The 19,304-nt window shown below is 45.7% G+C and carries 12 protein-coding genes and 1 pseudogene; 4 read left to right on the top strand and 9 right to left on the bottom strand.

What is annotated here, in order from left to right:
• Positions 1-93 precede the first annotated feature (93 nt).
• Complete coding sequence (locus tag QUA25_RS02270; protein WP_333035232.1) at positions 94-291, top strand: hypothetical protein; 198 nt, start codon at positions 94-96, stop codon at positions 289-291.
• 115 nt (positions 292-406) lie between these two features.
• Here the strand turns inward: QUA25_RS02270 and QUA25_RS02265 are convergent, their stop codons facing one another.
• On the bottom strand, positions 407-1,366 hold the full coding sequence (locus tag QUA25_RS02265; protein WP_333035481.1) for a cation diffusion facilitator family transporter: 960 nt from the start codon (positions 1,364-1,366) through the stop codon (positions 407-409).
• A gap of 241 nt (positions 1,367-1,607) precedes the next feature.
• Between QUA25_RS02265 and QUA25_RS02260 the strand changes: the two genes are divergently transcribed.
• Positions 1,608-1,955, top strand: a complete 348-nt coding sequence (locus tag QUA25_RS02260) for a hypothetical protein (protein WP_015174783.1) — start codon at positions 1,608-1,610, stop codon at positions 1,953-1,955.
• A gap of 118 nt (positions 1,956-2,073) precedes the next feature.
• Here the strand turns inward: QUA25_RS02260 and QUA25_RS02255 are convergent, their stop codons facing one another.
• The 3 genes from QUA25_RS02255 to mtnA are packed head-to-tail and all read right to left on the bottom strand — an operon-like array spanning position 2,074 to position 4,519.
• Positions 2,074-2,931 (bottom strand): rhodanese-like domain-containing protein, encoded by an 858-nt coding sequence (locus tag QUA25_RS02255; protein WP_333035230.1) that lies wholly within the window; start codon positions 2,929-2,931, stop codon positions 2,074-2,076.
• A gap of 3 nt (positions 2,932-2,934) precedes the next feature.
• Positions 2,935-3,453 (bottom strand): type IV pilin-like G/H family protein, encoded by a 519-nt coding sequence (locus QUA25_RS02250; protein ID WP_333035229.1) that lies wholly within the window; start codon positions 3,451-3,453, stop codon positions 2,935-2,937.
• 4 nt (positions 3,454-3,457) lie between these two features.
• The gene (gene mtnA, locus QUA25_RS02245; protein WP_333035227.1) at positions 3,458-4,519 is read right to left on the bottom strand and encodes an S-methyl-5-thioribose-1-phosphate isomerase; all 1,062 of its coding nucleotides are present in this window, start codon (positions 4,517-4,519) and stop codon (positions 3,458-3,460) included.
• Between the two features lie 38 nt (positions 4,520-4,557).
• Here mtnA and QUA25_RS02240 point away from each other — a divergent pair, with 38 nt between their 5' ends.
• Both QUA25_RS02240 and QUA25_RS02235 read left to right on the top strand, forming a co-directional pair.
• Positions 4,558-4,701, top strand: coding sequence for a hypothetical protein (locus QUA25_RS02240; RefSeq protein WP_333035226.1), 144 nt, complete (start codon positions 4,558-4,560; stop codon positions 4,699-4,701).
• A gap of 352 nt (positions 4,702-5,053) precedes the next feature.
• Complete coding sequence (locus QUA25_RS02235) at positions 5,054-10,612, top strand: SdrD B-like domain-containing protein (protein ID WP_333035225.1); 5,559 nt, start codon at positions 5,054-5,056, stop codon at positions 10,610-10,612.
• A gap of 614 nt (positions 10,613-11,226) precedes the next feature.
• On the opposite strand, the pseudogene QUA25_RS02230 reads toward QUA25_RS02235, so the two are convergent.
• From QUA25_RS02230 to QUA25_RS02210, 5 genes and pseudogenes are all read right to left on the bottom strand, one after another.
• Positions 11,227-12,426: pseudogene (locus QUA25_RS02230) on the bottom strand (ISAs1 family transposase).
• 345 nt (positions 12,427-12,771) lie between these two features.
• Positions 12,772-13,317, bottom strand: a complete 546-nt coding sequence (locus QUA25_RS02225) for a hypothetical protein (RefSeq protein WP_333035223.1) — start codon at positions 13,315-13,317, stop codon at positions 12,772-12,774.
• A 262-nt stretch (positions 13,318-13,579) separates the two neighbouring features.
• Positions 13,580-14,941, bottom strand: a complete 1,362-nt coding sequence (locus QUA25_RS02220) for a cytochrome 450 (protein WP_333035222.1) — start codon at positions 14,939-14,941, stop codon at positions 13,580-13,582.
• On the bottom strand, positions 14,938-15,066 hold the full coding sequence (locus QUA25_RS02215; protein ID WP_333035221.1) for a hypothetical protein: 129 nt from the start codon (positions 15,064-15,066) through the stop codon (positions 14,938-14,940). Before QUA25_RS02215 ends, QUA25_RS02220 begins: the two co-directional genes overlap by 4 nt.
• A 199-nt stretch (positions 15,067-15,265) precedes the next feature.
• Positions 15,266-19,304 (bottom strand): calcium-binding protein (locus QUA25_RS02210; RefSeq protein WP_333035220.1); only part of this gene is annotated, 4,039 nt, incomplete at its 5' end.

Here is a 19,304-nt window from a genome sequence, read left to right as displayed (position 1 = left end):
AAACAGAGTAGGAGAATTTCCGCTACGATCGAGAGTAGATAGGCTAGCACCAGATAAAATAAAGTAAAAATTCCATCCGCACTACCCCTTGAGATGGCTGCGAGCTCTCGGTTCAAAAGTGGAGATTTTGCTACCTTGGCATTTGCGGGGGGAAATGGCTACAGAAATTCAAAATACTTGGAATTTATACAAATAGAAAGACAGAAATCGACGACAGCCGATCGATCTATTGTGGAAAACTTGCTGATTTCTGTGGAAAACCCCCCTTTTCCTGTGGAAAACTGCAACTAAATTAAGTGCGATCGCATTAATTCCCTTGATAGCATTTAAAAAATTAGAGGAATTGCGATCGCAAAAATCGCCTTCCTCCTTCATCCCTCAAGCTGCTGTTTGCTGGGGATACAGCCTACATTTTTCCTCCTTCCGGCTTCCTCTTTCCTTCTTCCTTTTCTTCAGAATCGTAGCTAATGTGGTCTGACTTGTAAGCTGGTGGCTCAACGTGAATTAAGATGCGTACAGGGCTGAAACGTTCTTCCAAACGGGCTTCTACTTCTTCTGTAATCCGGTGAGCTGTTTCTACATCGACAGCATCCACAATCATGTGCATATCAATAAATACTTGACGCCCTACAACGCCACGGGAGGCGATCGAGTGACAGTTAACAACCCCCGGTACATCCATTGCGATCGCGTGAATAACTTCCGGTGCGATCGCCATTTCATCCACCAACCAAGGCAGATTTTCCCTTAAAACCTTCCAACCGCTGCTAAATACCAAAACAGCCACAGGAAAAGACAAAAACACATCCAGGAATTGCAGTTGAGGTATATTCCAAACCTGCCCTTGCCAAACACCAATCAACCCGCCGATCACCATAATTGTCACCCAAACATCGCTCATCGTGTGCTGAGCATCAGCCACTAAAATCGCGCTACCGAGACGTTGGCCAACTCTGCGCTCGTAAAAAGTGACAAAAATATTAATCCCCAGTACAATCAGCAAAATCCACAGTTCATTTGGGGATATTTTGACAACTTTACCCCCGTTAATCAGCCTTTCGACAGCACCGCTGACAATTTCAAAACAGGCAATTCCCAGAAAAGCAGCAATTCCCAGAGCTCCGAGAGCATCAAATTTTTGGTGTCCGTAGGGATGATCGCGATCGGGCTGCGGATTGGCATAATGATTTGTTACCAATCCTAAAATATTATTAGCGCTGTCCGTGACGCTGTGCAAAGCATCTGCCAGCAAACTGAGGGAACCAGTCACCCATCCCACGGCTGCTTTAATTGCCATCACCAGCAAATTTAGCAATAAAGTAATTATTAAAACCTTGCGGACTTCGGAACGGTTATCGGCCACCATAAACTCTCCTCTATCTGCCGTCAAGTTTTCTGGTTTCTAGTTTAAAGCTTATCAAGTCAGAAAAGGTTAAAACTATTGCCGAATCTAGCTTGCGACTAGATTTATATTCATTAATTTAGCCGAGCTTCTTGAGACAATTTTTAATTAATACCAGTTTCGCAGTCCAATTGAGCTGGAATGTACTTCTTTTGGGTTACTATATTTTTTATCATTAACAATCGTATGTTAAATTTCATTGCCCATGTCTCTTTCTCCGCTGACACTGAATTTAGTCGAAGGTTCTGTCTCCTTTAGCTTTTCCCCGCAAGCCGCGCGGGATTTGCAAAGCGAAATTGCAGCTTTGATGGAAAGCTTGAAAGCTGTAGCAGCCAAAACCGCTGGCGCTAAAGCTTCTCCCCAAAAACCGATGGAATATCGGTATGCAGGAGATGTATTTTTGGAAGTTTTCTGCAACCCGAATATCTGGCCAACTCCTTTTGCTGCGAAAGTGCTGATTACGGTTAGGGACGATCGCGTGCGCGTCACCACCGAAGCCGAACTCAGCCGCCTGCGCGACGATCTCGCTCAGTATATCGAACAAGTCGGTTGATAATCTCAACCTCGATCGTTTGTAGTTAATAGGTTGAATCTGAGTTCAGATACCATTCTCGCTTAACAGGCTTTCGGGCCTGTTCCACAAACATTAAATTTTCTTGTGGGGTGGGCTTCTAGCCCGCCCCTGAAAGGCTTATTGAAAGAGGATAACTATCAGCAGGCGACGCCGACCATTCCCACATTGAACCTGCATAATTCTTAGCACAAAATCCCACATTTGTCAAGACGCAAGTCAACCATGCAGAACGAATTCCCCCACTACAATAACTCACAATCTGAGTTGACTGCCAAACTCCTTTCTGCTGCAAAATAGCGACAATTTCTCCACGACTCAGCAGTTGTCCCTGTTTGTCCATTAACTGTTTGTAATAGAGGTGAACCGCACCGGGAATGTGGCCGCCCCGCTTTTCTCCGTAAGGCGTTTTATCTGCATATTCTCGCAGTTCTCTGGCATCAATAACTACTAAATTATCATTGCCTAAAATAGCTTTCAACTCATCCCGCTGAATTTCCCAATTCGAGCGGCGAGATATTAAAAAATCTCCTGTTTGCGGTGGATTGTTTGCAGCTTTTACTGGATTAATTCCAGCTTTGATTAAAGCCCGATATCCTCCATCGACAAAAACGGCTTTTTCGTGTCCCAAAGTCCGCAACATCCAAACAATTCGCCCGTCTTCGCCCCACCCTTTCACAGAATCGGCAACCACTATCACAGGTTTGTCTTGACAAATACCAATTGCTTGCAGTTTTTGAGTTAAAATTGTGTTATTTTCGATAATTTTTCCCTTGTGGGGAAAGTCGGAACGGGAAAATTCCTGCCAAGTTACGGGAATAGCTGGTGAGAAACGGCAAAACCACTTTAAAATAGGTGCGCGGGCATCTAGTAAAGTAGCTTCTTGTTCCAGCAATTGCTTAGCTAAATCTGCATTTACTATCCAGTTATTTGCTAGATTACCCAGTAAATTAGACATAATTTATTGAGTAACTTTGGCTGTATTAGCACCGCAGGCTAAAATCCCTTTGGTATTAGTTGGAGGAGCTGGTTTAGTCTTGCCAGGAGCAACATTTAGACACAAGATTGTTTGAGTCTTGTTTCCCACCAAAAAGACTCCCCCCACAAAACTTTTGAGATTAGCTTGCTTCGATACTCCGTAGTTAAATACAGCACCTTTTTTCACCATGGCGATCGAGTAGCTGTAATTGGCTGCGGCAGGTTTAATTTGGAGACCCATATAAACCAATAGATTGGAAACAGAACTTGTAAAACCTGCTTTTTCAGCATAGTAAACTTGCTGAGCTTTATTCATCGAACCCACAAATTTTTTCGCTTGTGATTCCTTAGCTTTAAGCGTTTGTGACACTTGAGCTTCCGAGACAGGACTGAAAACAACTGGCAGAGTTAGAGCTGCGATCGCAACTTTAATCTGCCAGTTGCTGCTATAAATCCTGCTTAATTTCACATAAGCCATGTGGAATGAGCAGTTGATAAACATATAATTAAACTAATTGTTTTGCCTGAAACTGTTTCAACGCCCCAGGAGCAACCGTGCCGTGTTCTGTGATTATTCCCGATATTAATTCCGCCGGAGTTACGTCAAAAGCGGGATTGTAAAATTCTACTCCCACAGGACAAATTCGCGTAGTTCCAACTTGATACATTTCAACTGGATCGCGTTCTTCAATGGGAATTTGGCTGCCGTCGGAAAGTTCAAAATCAATTGTTGACAGAGGAGCGGCGACAAAAAACGGGACGTTGTGAGCTTTGGCAACAATTGCTAAACTGTAAGTGCCAATTTTATTGGCGGCGTCGCCGTTAGCAGCGATTCTGTCTGCACCGACAACTACTGCGTGAATCATGCCGAGTTTCATGCAGTGAGCGGCCATATTGTCGGCTATTAATGTTACGGGAATTCCTTCTTGCACGCATTCCCAAGTGGTTAGTTTTGCACCTTGGAGACGGGGCCGAGTTTCGTCTGCAAAAACTCTTCCGAGTCTTCCTTCTCGCCAAGCAGAACGAAATACACCTAAAGCAGTACCGTAGCCTGCAGTTGCTAATGCACCGGCATTGCAGTGAGTTAGTAAGTTCAATTTTTCGGGTGTAGCTGGCAGAACTTCTAAACCTTTGTCGCCGATATCTTTACAAGTTTGCAAGTCTTCTGCTTGAATGGTTTTAGCCATTTCTAACAAAGTTTTTTGCACTTGTTCGACAGAACCGCTAGTTTTCTCGGCTGTTTTGAGCATTCGCGATATTGCCCAAAACAAATTAACTGCGGTGGGACGAGTCGATCGCAATAACTCACCAACTTGTTCTAATTTAGTAAAAAACTCGGTACGATCGCCCGTTTCGATTTCTCGCGCCCCCAAATACATCCCGTAAGCTGCTGCTACCCCGATCGCCGGAGCACCTCGGACTATCATAGTTTTAATCGCCTCAGCCATATCTTCGCAACGGCTAATTTCGACTACACCGTATTCTTTCGGGAGTCGGTTTTGGTCAATTAGCAGAACTCGGTCTTCCATCCAGGTGACGGGGGAAACGGGGGAGTTTTGAGGGGTCATCGATTTCAATGATGTGAGGGACAAGTTTCTATGATGCCATGAAGGCGACTATTCCTCTATGTTATGAGGGACACGCTGAATTTGCCAAAATCCCAGCCCTGCGGTTTGAGCTTCGAGACTGGAGATTGGAGATTGAAGAATGGCTGGATACCTACCACTCTCTGGCTTTGGAATTTGCGTAGAGTTGGATTCTTTTTCACAAAAGTGTACTTAGTAAAAAACCGTACATTAAGTTGTGTAAATGATACTTACGTTTTTTGAAAAATTTCCGTAATCGGGAACAAGCTAGCTGTACCTGCTGTCTGGTTTTTTTAAGTTGATAATGAAAAAGTGCGATCGAGTAACTTTCCAGCTCCAACAGATTTACAAGAATCACAAAAATAGATAATTGTAAAGCTTTGTCTGTACAACTCTTTTACTAAGTTGAAGGCGAGTTTTGTGCTAGCCGTATTTGTGGTGGATTGAAGTAGCGACTATCATCGCACGGAAACAACATTGTGAAAACCTACTTAGGTGCATGGGGGAACAGTAATTATGAAAAACATACAAATAGTCTTCGTAGATTCCGCAGTTGAAGATTGGCAAAGTCTGGCGGTCGGTGTTAAAGCGGGTACAGAGGTAATTTTAGTCGATCGCACGCGGGAGGGGATCGAACAAATTGCCGAAGCATTGCAGAGTCGCAAAGGTATAGAAAGCGTTCACATTATTTCTCACGGGGAATCGGGAAGTTTGCAGCTAGGGCAAACTAGCCTGAATTCCGACAATTTAGAAACATATCGCGACAGTTTGAAACAGTGGTTTTCGTCATCTGTCAACTCAATTAAAAATCGATTTGAAATTCTGCTATACGGATGTAACGTAGCAGCAGGTGAAAAAGGAGAGGCTTTTGTACAAAAGCTGAGCAAGTTAACAAAAGCTAATATTGCTGCTTCTTCAGATATTACGGGCAGTGCCCAAAAAGGCGGAAACTGGATACTTGAATACGCTACGGGAGCGATTAAAACAGGATTGGCGATCGAGCCGGAGGTAATGGCAAGTTACGCGCATACCTTGGCAACGTTTACTGTTACTAATACCGGTGACTCTGGGCCTGGTTCGCTGCGAGATGCAATTACTCAAGCTAATGCCACTGCCGCACCGCCGCACAATATTAACTTTGCCATTCCCGCAGCAGGCGTTCAGACGATCGCGCCCCTGAGTTCCTTGCCACCCATCACTACGGCTGTAACTATCGACGGTTTCAGTCAACCAGGGGCGGCTTCGGGGAACTTGCTAATTGAGCTAAGTGGAGCCAGTGCCGGGCCTGGAATCAACGGCATACTAATCATTGGTAGCAACAGCACTGTCCAAGGACTAGCGATCAATCGCTTCACCAACTCCGGGATCTTCATCGCAGGCAACACTTCGACGGGAAATTTAGTGCGGGGCAACTACATCGGCACCAATCCAGCAGGGACTGCTGCCTTGCCCAACGTCAGTGGCGTGGTGGTTGACAATGCACCAGGCAACACGATCGGCGGAAGTACACCAGCCGATCGCAACATCATTTCTGGCAACAGTCTTTTCGGCGTATGGCTCAACAATACCGGTGCAGCAAATAACATCGTCCGAGGCAACTACATAGGTACGAACCCCGCAGGTACTGGTGCATTGGCAAACGGCGGCACTGGCATACAGGTTCAAGGTGCGCCCAACAACACGATTGGCGGGACTAACGCAGCCGATCGCAACTTGATTTCTGGCAATGGCAGCGCTGGCGTATTTATCGATGCGGCGACAGCCACAGGCAACACTGTGCTGGGCAACTTCATCGGCACCGACATCAACGGTACCGCAGACTTGGGCAACGTCGGTTTTGGCGTGATGGTACAGAATGCCTCCAACAACACGATCGGCGGAAATACTGCTGGTGCGCGCAACATCATTTCCGGCAATAATGCTTTCGGTGTAGTGATTCAAAACGCCCCTGCTACCAGCAACGCTGCCACAGGCAACAGAGTCGTGGGGAACTTCATCGGCACGGATGTCAACGGCACCGCAGACTTGGGCAACACCTTGACTGGCGTGCTCATACAGGATGCTGCCAGCAACACGATCGGCGGCACTGCTGCAGGCGATCGCAACATCATTTCCGGCAATGACGGTTTCGGCGTCCAAATTCTCAACGCCAGTGCCACTCTCAACTCTGTACTCGGCAACTACATCGGTACCAACGCCGCGGGCACTGCTGCCTTGCCAAACACTATTGGTGTAGTTGTAGACAATGCACCTAGCAATACGATCGGCGGTAGTGTCGCAGGCGCTGGCAATATCATTTCCGGCAACAGCAGTCCCAGCGCAGGTTTAGGCGTGCAGATTACAGGGGCCTCTGCAACAGGCAACACTTTGCGCGGCAATTTCATCGGCGTTGCAGCCAACGGTACTAGCCCCTTAGGCAATAGCTCGATCGGAGTACAGATTACCGCTGCCGCAAGTAATAATGCGATCGGCGGTACAGCAGCAGGTGAAGGAAATATCATCGCCAACAATGGCAATATCGGCGTAGGTGTTGAGTCCGGTATCGGCAACCGCATCCAAAACAACTCGATCTTCGCCAACCTTGGCTTAGGCATCGACCTCGGCAACAACGGCATCACCGCCAACGATGCAGGCGACGCCGACATCGGTGCAAACAACCTCCAAAACACCCCGGTACTCACCACCGCTACCGCCAGCGCTGGCAGCGTCACCGTCGCGGGAACTTACAACAGCATTCCCAGTGCCAATTTCACCCTGCAATTTTTTGCCAACAATCCCCCGGGAACCCAAGGTCAAACCTTAATTGCTTCTATCCCGGTAACTACTGACGCTGCAGGCAACGCTGCTTTCAATCAAACTTTCCCAGCAGCAGTCACCGCAGGCCAATTAATCACCGCGACAGCAACCGACGCCGCCGGCAACACTTCGGAATTTTCCGCACAGCCTGTTCCCGTTGTCGTACCGCTGAGTACGATCACCGGCATCAAATTTAACGACATTGACGGCAACGGCACTCAAGCTGCCGGCGAACTTGGCGTTCCCGGAGTTACAGTTTTCCTCGACACCAACGGTGACGGCATTCTCAGTGTCGGCGAAACTTCCGCAACTACCGGGGCTGACGGCAGTTTCACTTTCCCGAACTTGCCTGCTGGCACTTACAGCGTGCGGGAGGTTGTACCGGCTGGAAGCCAACCAACTACTCCCAATCCGGTTGCAGTGACGCTGGCAGCAGGTCAAACTACTCCTGCTACAGTTAATTTTGGCAACCAAGCAATACCAGTACCGCTGAGTACCATCGCCGGCATCAAATTTAACGACATTGACGGCAACGGCACTCAAGCTGCCGGCGAACTTGGCGTTCCCGGAGTTACAGTTTTCCTCGACACCAACGGTGACGGCATCCTCGGTGCCGACGAAACTTCCGGAACTACCGATGCTAACGGCGGCTTCAATTTCCCCAACTTGCCCGCAGGCACTTACAACGTTCGGGAAGTTGTACCCGCCAACAGCCAGCCAACTACTCCCAATCCGGTTTCAGTGACGCTGGCAGCAGGCCAAACTACTCCTGCTACGGTGAATTTCGGCAATCGATCGACACCCGCTGTACTCGGCAGCATTACTGGTATCAAATTTAACGATATTGACGGCAACGGCACTCAAGCAGCCGGAGAACTTGGTGTTGCCGGAGTCACTGTTTTCCTCGACACCAACGGTGACGGCATTCTCGATGCCACAGAAACTTCGGTCACTACCGATGCTAACGGCGGCTTCACTTTCCCCAACTTGCCCTCCGGCACTTACAACGTTCGGGAAGTTGTACCGTCATTCAGCCAGCCAACTACTCCCAATCCGGTTTCAGTCACGCTGGCAGCAGGTGAAACGACTCCTGCTACAGTTAATTTCGGCAATAGCCTCCAGACGGGCACCATAACTGGCCTTAAATTTAACGACACCAACGGTAACGGCACTCAAGATACCGGAGAAATTGGCATCCCTGGCGTCACGATTTTCCTTGACACTAACAACAACGGCACTTCAGACACCGGAGAAACCCAAGTTACTACCGGTACCGATGGCAGCTACAGCTTCCCCAACCTGCAAACAGGCACTTACAACGTCGGGGAAGTGGTGCCGACAGGTTTTACACCAACCACCCCTAACCCCCGAACCGTTCCCTTAGATCCAGGTCAAACTTCCACTGCCAATTTCGGCAACCAACAAGTCCCGCCAACACCAACGCCGACTCCGACTCCGACTCCGCCTCTGCCTCCGACTCCCGTCCAACAAAGCAGCATCAGCGGTCTTAAATTCAACGACCGCAACGGCAACGGTACTCAGGATGCGGAGGAAACTGGTCTTTCGGGATGGCAAATTTTCCTCGATGCTAACGGGAACAACTCTTTAGATTCGGGCGAAACTATTGTTACCACTGACAATTCTGGTAATTACAGCTTCAACAACCTCAATCCCGGCACCTACAATGTGCGGGAAGTCCAGCAGACTGGTTGGACGCAAACTACTGCTAATCCGGCTGCAGTTAATCTGGGTAGTGGCGCAAGTCAATCGAACGTTAATTTTGGCAATTTCCAAAATATTAGTATCTCCGGCAGCAAGTTTAATGACCTCAATAACAATGGGGTTTTGGATGCTCAAGAGCCGCTCTTGCCGAACTGGCAAATCTTCCTTGACGTTAACAGCAATGACTCTTTAGATACTGGAGAAGTTAATACTTCAACTGATAGTTTAGGAGGCTATAGTTTCGCTAATTTAGGGCCGGGGACTTATCGAGTTCGGGAAGTAAATCAACCTGGTTGGACGCCAACTACTGCCAATCCTGCTGATATTATTGCTGTCAGCGGCACTAATGTTAGCAATATTAACTTTGGCAATTCCTTCGCCCCAGTCCCACCAACACCAACACCAACACCAACACCAACACCACTACCACCGCAAGAAGGACAAGATGCTGACTGCATTTGTGAACAAATTGTTTTACCAAGCATTAGCAGTATTCGCGGTCCAAATTCTGCCACTAATACCCGCAACGGTACTAACGGCAACGACACTATTCTCGCCACTAATAACGGTGACGAAATAAATGGTTTTGACGGCGATGATTTGTTGGCCGGGTTGCGAGGCAATGATAATGTTTACGGGGGACTTAACAGTGCTTTCCCGGTTGGCCCCGATATAGACACGGACTTGGTGTTTGGCAATGAGGGTAATGATTACCTCAATGGAGTTGCTGGAGAGGATTTAATCTTTGCGGGCAAGAACGAGGATGTTGTTTACGGCGGCAAAGATGACGATATTATTTTCGGCGACCAGGAGAGCGATACTTTAATTGGCGACCAGGGTAACGATATTATCTACGGGGGAACTATTAACCCCTTCGACCCTGATTTGACTGGCAACGATTTGGTGTTCGGTTTGGCGGGCGATGACTTCCTCAGCGGGGAGAAAAATCAAGATACGATCGCAGGTGGTGATGGTAATGATACAGTACGTGCCGGCAAGGGCGATGACGTTGTTCTGGGCGAATTGGGCAGCAACCTGCTGTTTGGCGATGAAGGCAGTGATACTATCTGTGGCGGCGAGGGGGAAGATACAGTGTACGGGGATATTGGTAGCCCTCTTCCTATTGGTTCTACTGGCGGAAAAGACCAAATATGCGGCGGTTTGGGCAACGATTTGCTGTTTGGCAATGAAGGTCAGGATACTGTCAATGGGGAGGTCGGGAACGATACTCTTTACGGCGGTAAGGATGAGGACAGTTTGCTTGGCAGTGCTGGGGACGACTTCTTGTTTGGAGATCAAGGGAATGATACTCTAATTGGAGGCACCGGGAACGATCGATTTATGTTGGGTATGGACCTCGGCAGCGAGACTATTTTAGACTTTCAATACGGTATCGATTCGATCGGCTTAATTGGTGGTCTGGATTTCTCCCAACTGAGCATTGTTGCTGAGAATAGTTCAACTCTCATCCGAGTTACGGGTTCCGGTCAACTTTTGGCAACTCTCCGCAATGTGCCTGCAAGCGTGATTACTGCCACAGATTTTGCTCTCCTCTAGTGCGATCTAGCTAATTAATTAGGTGAGAATATTGTAGGGACGATGGATTAAGAGACTGTTGGCAAATAAAAAAAGGGTGAAACCAAACATCTTACTGCAAATTCCACGTTGTTTGTGAAGTACACTCCTGATCGGTGAATCTCCGTAGGGACAAGGCATTGCCTTGTCCCTACTACTTTATAAACCTGGAATACGCTGTATCCTTCTTCTGTCACTTTCGGCAAGAAATAATCTGGAAGGCTTATAGCATAAGACTTTTACCAAAAATCTTGATTTCAGCCATTCTGTTAGAAAATAAACGCTCAAATGCTCGCTATATCTACAGTTAAAAATTTTGCTCTTATTTTTATTTTCCCAGAGTGACAGAAGAGGGGTATAATCATGGCAAATAAACTCTGATAAACCACAAGTAATATCGTTTCCGGTTCAGGGTAAACGCATCTAAATTAATTTGACAAAACCCTGGATTTGTGCATGACTCAATCACTAAAAAAACCTTCCTAAAATTCTTTATTTTAACCCGATTTGAGCAGATTAAATCAGAACCTTAAGAATTTCTCAACTTCTTAAAGCCGGATAATTTTCCTTCTTAGATAGGTCTTAGATTTCGAGCATTAACTGGCAGAGTTTAAAATTTGAACTAAATAATTATTGTCCATTGCCGCTCGGTACCGTTTCATTTTTAGACTTTCTTTAGACGTTTTCTCTTGTTTCAATAAATTTATTGCTAATCGACGTAGAAGTGCAAAATTTTCGGGAGAGTTCTGTTTCCGAATCCGGCTTTCATCTTCACACAATGTAACATCAAGTGTCCAATGTAAGCTATTTTCAATGCCCCAATGACTGCGGATCGCCCCAGCAATTTTTTCAGCATTACTGCTTAAACTGCTCAAGTAGAAACGAGCTTCAGTCGTGGTTTTATTCCACAGCCGTCGTTCACTAACTATCATGACAACTGTTTTTAATCCCGTCCATAATTTTTAATTGTGCAGAGGTGGTAACTCGGATATATCCACAGTCCAGACTTGTCTTTTTTCCACTCGATGATGTCCAGCTTCTACTTGTTCATAATAGCTATACTCTCTACCTAAAAAATCTTCTTCTTGAGCTAATTCAAACCACTCTTTTACAGCTTGGTAGAGGAGTTTTTGATTACCTTTTAAAGCTAAAACATAATCTCCTTTTTTCTTAACAATCAAAGATGTTAGGTCTTTTTGACAGCCCATAGCATCTATGGTTATTACGCTTCCGGCAATTTCTAACATTTCTATTAATGCTGGAATGGCTGTGCGCTCATTAGATTTTTTATCAACTTTTTTTTGTCCTAAAACCAATTGATGAGATGAAGACCAGGCAGTAACTATATGTAGGGCTTTTTGCTGGTCATTTCGGTCATAAGATTGTTTCATTGTTTTGCCATCAATGGCAATCACTTCTAGTTTTAATTCCTTGACTATCGAATTTACCCAAGTCAAAAAACATTATTGAAACTGTTGTGGTTCAATTCGGGCAAATACCCGACTAAATGTGTCATGAGATGGTATGCCATTCGGTAATTCTAGAAAGCTTTTTAACCATTCATATTTGGCGTTACCATAAGCTTCTATTGCCACCCATCCGTCGGCACCGCTGATGATACCTAGAATCGCAATCGCAATAATATCTTTGAGCAAATGTTCTTTACTTCTTTCTATTCTGGGGTCTTTCAAATTGGCAAAATGTTCTAAAAAACTGGTATTCAAAATATTCATTGAATGTAATGAATCTGTTTGTTTTTGTTGGGAATTTACAGCTTTACTAAAACCTCTTGCCATTGATAGCACCAATAAACTACAACAAACTACATTAAAATTTAGTCGTATTTAACTGTAGCATATTTTGGGTTAAAGTTAAGATGCGTTTACCCTGGTTTCCGGTTGCACGGCGCCGTGTCCAACCTGTGGGTAATATTAATTCCCATGCTACCGCAGTTGATATGAATCGGGGTCGAAAAACTGAATGGTTGAGTGTTAACTGTTGACTCGATTTTATGATTCCGATACAATCGGAAACGATATTACATCAAACTTGGCATCGTATAGGTCGTCGGTTCAAATCCCCCCACTTCGATCGACAAAACCCGCCTAATTAAGCGGGTTTTGTAGTTTTCCTAAATATTTTCAGTCTTTGGCAATGATTAAACAATCACTCTCAACTTTAGACAGCATATCTGCAAAAGCTGATGTGTAGTTGCCATCTTTGTCTACAATCCTGCGGAGTGTATATCCGTTGTCAGGAATTCTGCCGAAAAATGAGTTTCTGCGATACCAGATATCTCCATTCGGAGTATTCGGATCTCGATCAATCAAAAAATCTACAAGCCACTGCGGTACAGAGAATCCAAACACTATGGGCGTAATGTGCCCGTGCTGCAAAGTTGCATCCGAGAATCGGAACAAGTAGCTGAAGCGAGAAAATTTAACTAAATAAATTAACATCCGTCCTGCCATTGATGAATGAAATGTCCAGATAACAGGGTCAAAAACGCGCAGCAATAACGTCCGTTCGGCAGCATTCCAGTCTGAACTGTACATCGTCAGACAATCGTCTGGTAAAACATTCCCGTCCATAAAAAAGATACCTTGCAGGACTTCGGGTAACTCGGCTGGATGTTCTACTTTCATCCAATTCGCGATGTCTTTTAGTTGCTTTTCTTCGATTAACATGGTATTATTTACCCTCAAAATAGTTGTGTTTTGGTTTCCTATTAGATACCCCCTTGATTTCTTAGTTGATCGATCGCTCAATAGTTTGTGTGGCGTGCGGTTTCAACTCACATCTTGCATCCTAGCCAATAAGTTTTTCAAGGGCGGGCGTGACACCCCACAATAAACTTGATGTCTTGTGGGGTGGGCCGTCGGGCCTGTTAAGCGAGAATGGTGCAATATCTCAGTTTCAACCGCTATCTGATGCGAGCTTTTGGATTAATTACCGCCGCAAATTAGGCTCAGAAGCTCGTCGCACTTTGCCTACCGTACTCACGACATCCACCAGCATCTTGAGTGCGATGTCTTTACCGGGGCAAATCCGTCCAGCACTCCGATCGCCCACAGAATGAAATCCCATATGAAAAGGGCACAGATTCTCCCGCTTAGGGTTGAATTCGTATACCGTAGAACCCCAGAAACTCCCGTCTAGCAGCCCCAGGCTGAGCGGTATCAGTACCTTGGTTCCTGCGGGGAAGGTGCGCTCTTTGCCCGCTACCGTTGCGGTGAAAGGCTCTGTGGCGACTCGGTGCGTGGCGCTGACGGGGGCCCAGAGGCGGGCGCATTCCAGGAGGAACAGCTTGATCGACTGGCGATCGTCCAAATCGAGCTGATCCCAAAAATCAGTCGGGTTAATTTCGGCCGTCTGCTGTCCTTTATAGGCGGGGAGAGGGCGGTATCCCATTGCCGTGTAGCCTAGGTGCAGGGGGCCTTGCAGTCCCGCTATGCCCATAATTGATGTCATCAGCTTTGCCAATTCCCGCTTAGTCATGCCGTTGTTTTCCGAGCTCTCCTCGAAGTCGGCTAAAGCTGGGGAATTCTCATAGATAGTCGCTGCACGCTCGATTAGAGTTGACAAATCCCCGTGTCCAAAGAGGTTCAGGCTTTGCAGCAGGTTGCCGATGACGGCGAAGTAGTGCAGCGGGCTTTGGCGAGTGTAATGCAATTCGGTGAGAAGTTCGATCGACTCTAAATCATCTGGATTAATCCCAAAGATGACGTAGTGCAGGTATCGGACTAAAAATCCCATCCAACCCCGCTTGACATCGGTAAAAAACGCTCCCCCCGCACCGTGTGGCATTTGGGCATAATCGGCGGCTAGCCGATCGAGCAACCGCCTGCTGATTTCGTCCCCCTGGCGATCCGTTGTCGTACTGTTGAAGAGATACTTCTGCATACAGCTTCGGAATGCTGCGTGGTTGCTGCTATCATCAGTGGCGCGATCGGACAAAGACAGCAGGAAAAGGTTTCTGCCGCCGACATCTTGGTTGGGCGCGCGATCGGGATCGAGTACAGAAGTACCAAGCCGCCATCCGCGCGCCTGGGGCGATGTGAGTGCTTTTTCTAGGGTGTCAAACTCTCCCATCACGACTTGCCCCGCGCAGCAAAAGTTGGCTCCGAAAGCCAGCCGTTTTAGTGGCAAATATGTGGGTTCGTTGGCAACCAAACCCTCAATCAGGGCGATCGGGGGTAACATCGTTTTGCTGAGACTTTCTTCCGGGTTTTGCAAAGCCCAAACCTGAAACTCGTTCAGGGCAGGGTTCATCAGGGATGAGAAAATAGTATCTAAATTTAGGTTCATCATAATTCCTCCGAGAATTCTTCGCCATAACGCGCTTCGCATTTAGCAGAAAGAGGGTATTGAGCGGCAATTGAGCGGGTATTGAGTCCCGCTTCATTGGCAAAATCAGTAAGTATAACTATAGCCATCTTTATTTGTAAACGCAGTGGCAATATAGATATAGTTTTACTGAATATGTCTGCGGCCAAGTCTAGCCTTGTCCCGGAGATTGAGGGAATTTTTAACCATTGCTGGTAAGTAGATCTACTTTCTGCATCTAAAGTATTAGCCCCAATCTCTGAGAGTCGCACATAAACCGTAGTTATGTGCGACTACTTGCTATTAAATTTAGCCAAAATCGGCGACATTAATTAGACTGGACGACACCCCATTCAGAGCGGCTAAAATTTCTCCGGTTGCTGACAAACGGATGAAAGTTGCACTGTTTTCTTGAGTAAGTGACAGTTGGGAGAAAGTAAGATTGTTGCCTAGAGAAAGCAAATCTTTTCCGTCTTCAAAATCCAAGATAATATCGATACCCGAATTGCTAGAGAGCAAGAAGCGATCGTTGCCATTCCCTCCGATCAAAGTGTCATCTCCATCTTCACCGAATAGGAAGTCGTCGCCGTCACCCCCAATAATAGTATCATTTCCCTTGCCTCCGCGCAAAGTATCATTGCCAGTGCTACCCTCTAGCACATCGTCGCCTCGGTTGCCAAAGATAATATCGCCACCATCGCTACCTGTAATGGTATCAATTCCCTTGCCGCCGTAAAGGGTATCGTCGTCAAAACCGCCATTGATTAAGTCATTGCCTTGATTGGCATTAATCCAGTCATTGCCGTTAAAACCAAATATCAAATCATTTCCCTTTTTGCCACTTAAAACGTCATCGCTGCTGTCGCCGCCTAAAGTATCGTCGCCATCAGTACCTATTTTTTGATTGGGGGAATTGTTGACTAATTCTATGCCGCTGTCTGGGAAAGGTTCAGCAGCAGTGAAGTCACTGTTTATACTCTTGCGAATTGTCGGGTTATTGACGCTTGCCGATTGAATTTGTGCGTCTAAGGATGTGCCTGTATTTTCTGCGATCGCCTCCTGAATTGTCTTATTTCCGGCTGCGACTTGCTGTAAATCTTTGGCTACTTCTCCTTGTTCTACCTGTTGAACTTTAGCAATTTTAGTTGCTGCATCTGAAAGCGGGAGGTTGCTAGAGGCGATCGCCCGTACCCGCTGATTCCCCTCTGCAATAATTTTAGCAACTTCCGGTGCAAGATCGGACGCTTTTTGTGCCTGCAGTTGAGTTGCAGCAGACTGAACGATGGTTTGTAACTGTGCGGGATTGGTTAAATCGACAGCCCCGGATTGAATTTGATTGGCAATAGTGGAAATAATGCGATCGGCAATATCGGTTTTAGAGTTAGCCGAAATCCCGCTAATTAAAATTGTCGTCTGAACAACAACGTTTTGTACCTGAATGTGCGCTGCATAAACCGCCAAACCGTTCGGATCGTTTTGAGTAATTGCCTGTAGCGGATCGTAGCTAGTCAAATCAATTGTTGACGGTACTCCAAATGCTGCCTTAACTTTAGTCTCTGCTTCATTAGGATTGATACCTTGTGCAACCATCTTCTCCATCAGAGTAGTCAAAGGCGTCACAACAGTACCATCAGGTGTCGCTGTTAGCTGCGTTTGCTGTGGCAAATAAGTAGCGGTATTGAGGCCCTCTACAACGACAATTCTGCCTTCATCTGGTTCGAGTTCGCCGCTGTTATTTTTGTCAAATTTTGGGAGAGAGATATCTAAATTAAAGCTACCATCGACGTTATTAATTGTAAACGGTTCCTGTTCATCTTGGATGCCGTTAAAATTTGCATCAAAGAAGACTTTTGCACCTGTGAGGTAACTGTTAGTAACAGTCCCAACTTTTTCCGCACTAGGCTCTACACCAAACTTAGCTAACTGAAATGTAGCAAAATTTCTTTGCCAGTCTCCAAAAACAGACTTAACCTCTAGCCCTAAAAAAGCATTAATTTGACCGGATATATTAAACAAGTCCCCGGGTTTGCTCATGCGAGAAGCAATTTCAGAACCTCGGATTTTACCGTCGCTTGTGCCGTTATTTTCTCCAATATCTACTAAGTCAATGCCGATATTTCCTTGTATTCCAGCCGTTCCATAAAGGCTGACAACTACTGCATTTACTCCCAGACCTGCTTTAATACTAGCATTGAGTTTCAGTTCGTCAACATCTTCGCCAGTACCGTCAGGATTAGCCCGATCGCTCACGTAAAACCCATCCAAAACTTTGATAGCAGAATTATCAGAAAATTTGTCTTTCTTCCATTCTTTAAGACCGTAAGTATCGTAGCCGAAAGCTAGATCGGCAGAACCATTTAAGTTCCCTTGTATTAAACCGCTAATTGGCCAAACAATTGGAAATGTTTTACTAATGTCAAAGTTAAAGTTCAGGGGTGGCATATCATAGGTCAAGAGGGGAATATCTTTACCTAGCAACAGATTAATTGCCGTATTTTGGTCTGTTAAAATTGGTGCTTCTAAACCTTTAATTTTTGGGAAAGCATTGACAAAATCTCCCCGGGGATTGCTGGCTATGGGATTAAGCTGCTGGTCATTTCCGTAACTTAAATTTGTTAAGAAATAAGTGGCATTTTTCATGCTAGCATTGGACTTGGAAACATCAATATTCCCCAAACGGTATGAACCCCTATTGATCGCCAAATTTCCGGGAGTGTTGGATATGTTTCTTGCCCACTGAGAAACACTGTCAATTTCAACAACGGCATCCAAAAAGCCAGTAACTAGCGAACCTCCAGACAATGTAGATGCTAATTCCAGTACCGTAACTTTACCATCTCTATTCTTGTCAAACGGCTCTGCTATGTCCAATTTAGACAGTAATTTTGTGTCTGTATTTAAGAAGTCAATCACGGGTCTGAAGGGTTCGATTATATCAGCTACTTTACCGAGAACTGGTTTGGCAAAGTTACTGACAAATGTTCCTGCATCGAGTTTGATATTGTTAAAATCTACTGTGGGTTTAGGAAGTCCGGCAAAAGGATTGTCTGCTAAGTTTGAGGGATCGAATGATAGAGATATTCCTGTTATGTTGGCTGGATTAAAATTATTAAAGCCAGGCGTATTTGGCACCAATTCAGACGTGAGAATATTGAAGGGAGTTTTTAATTCACCATTTTGATAGTTGATTTTCGGCCACTTTACTGCCAAATCAAATTTATAGGAGGGAATTGCTGCATCGCCATTAATGCTAGTTTTTGCTTGCAGTCCGAGATTGGCATTAGCAGTTAGGCTAGACTGAAATAAATCTTTGAACTGATAGCTGCCATTTAACTCGGACAGGGTTAAACGGTTGCCGTCGTCAGCACCGCCGAGGTTATCTAAGTCTTTGAGTTTAACTTCAAAGTTGCCGTTTACTTCTGTAGGGTTTTGGTACTTATCGTCTTGCAATTCAGCTTCTAGCAAACCCAGGTCTGCTTTTGCTTTGAATTTGTCAGTAAGCTCGAAATCAAGGTCGGCTTTTACTTTAGTGCGATCGGTATCTATGTAGCAGCCAAAATCCTTATTTACGCCGATACCTAGAGACAATTCATAGTCGATTAGAGGCGCTTCAATTAATAAATTAGGATCTAGGAACTGCGTGAAATTTGCGGGGATAGCGACCTGGGATTGAGGCAAGAGACTGGTAGCAGTCTTGAATGAATTTTGATCTGAGTTTAACAGTTCTAATTTATTGATGCTTTTGCCTGAAAGTTGCAACTCAGAATTGCTATTTGAGTCAGAATTGGCTAACTGAATATTTTGCAGCGCTGCTGGAGAGAAATTCCCCACACTCTCGAATATCTTTTTAGGCGGTTGTTCGACTTTCAAGCCCAAACCTGGCAATCCTAAATCGTCAGCTAATTTTACGCTATCTAGCTTGTATTTTTTGCCAATAGTAATCTGCAAGTTGCTGTCATCGGGGCTGGAATTACCGCTGACTTGAACCGAAAATTTTGACCCCAGCGCATTCTGAATAGTCGCTTGCAATTGACTCGGATTCAAATCGCTGGCATTTTTAACAGCATTGACTAAACTGTTCTTGAAATCGCCAATGAAATTTGGAGAAACATCACTGAGTCTGCCTAATATTGGTAATTTAGTCTGCCGCAGTTGGTCGTTGACAATGCTGTCAAGCTTATTTAATCCTGTTTCTAAACCGCACCAAATCGGATCGTTTGGTGCCGGCGTCGGGTTTGCAAGTGTTGAAATTGGTGTCGGTAACGCAGGAGTTGGTGTCGGTAACGCAGGAGTTGGTGTCGGTAACGCAGGAGTTGGTGTCGGTAACGCAGGAGTTGGTGTCGGTAAC

The organism is Microcoleus sp. Pol17C6 (assembly GCF_036701145.1).
Classification (GTDB): domain Bacteria; phylum Cyanobacteriota; class Cyanobacteriia; order Cyanobacteriales; family Microcoleaceae; genus Microcoleus.
Note: the sequence above shows the minus strand (reverse complement) of the source record. Positions and strands in the feature narration are given on the sequence as shown.

Bases quoted from the DNA above. Each gene is read 5' to 3' on its own strand.
- QUA25_RS02220 (WP_333035222.1), bottom strand. From the start codon at position 14,941: ATGATGAACCTAAATTTAGATACTATTTTCTCATCCCTGATGAACCCT.
- QUA25_RS02250 (WP_333035229.1), bottom strand. From the start codon at position 3,453: ATGTTTATCAACTGCTCATTCCACATGGCTTATGTGAAATTAAGCAGG.
- QUA25_RS02270 (WP_333035232.1), top strand. From the start codon at position 94: ATGGCTGCGAGCTCTCGGTTCAAAAGTGGAGATTTTGCTACCTTGGCA.
- QUA25_RS02215 (WP_333035221.1), bottom strand. From the start codon at position 15,066: ATGGCTATAGTTATACTTACTGATTTTGCCAATGAAGCGGGACTCAAT.
- QUA25_RS02265 (WP_333035481.1), bottom strand. From the start codon at position 1,366: ATGGTGGCCGATAACCGTTCCGAAGTCCGCAAGGTTTTAATAATTACT.
- QUA25_RS02225 (WP_333035223.1), bottom strand. From the start codon at position 13,317: ATGTTAATCGAAGAAAAGCAACTAAAAGACATCGCGAATTGGATGAAA.
- mtnA (WP_333035227.1), bottom strand. From the start codon at position 4,519: ATGACCCCTCAAAACTCCCCCGTTTCCCCCGTCACCTGGATGGAAGAC.
- QUA25_RS02240 (WP_333035226.1), top strand. From the start codon at position 4,558: ATGAAGGCGACTATTCCTCTATGTTATGAGGGACACGCTGAATTTGCC.
- QUA25_RS02255 (WP_333035230.1), bottom strand. From the start codon at position 2,931: ATGTCTAATTTACTGGGTAATCTAGCAAATAACTGGATAGTAAATGCA.
- QUA25_RS02260 (WP_015174783.1), top strand. From the start codon at position 1,608: ATGTCTCTTTCTCCGCTGACACTGAATTTAGTCGAAGGTTCTGTCTCC.
- QUA25_RS02235 (WP_333035225.1), top strand. From the start codon at position 5,054: ATGAAAAACATACAAATAGTCTTCGTAGATTCCGCAGTTGAAGATTGG.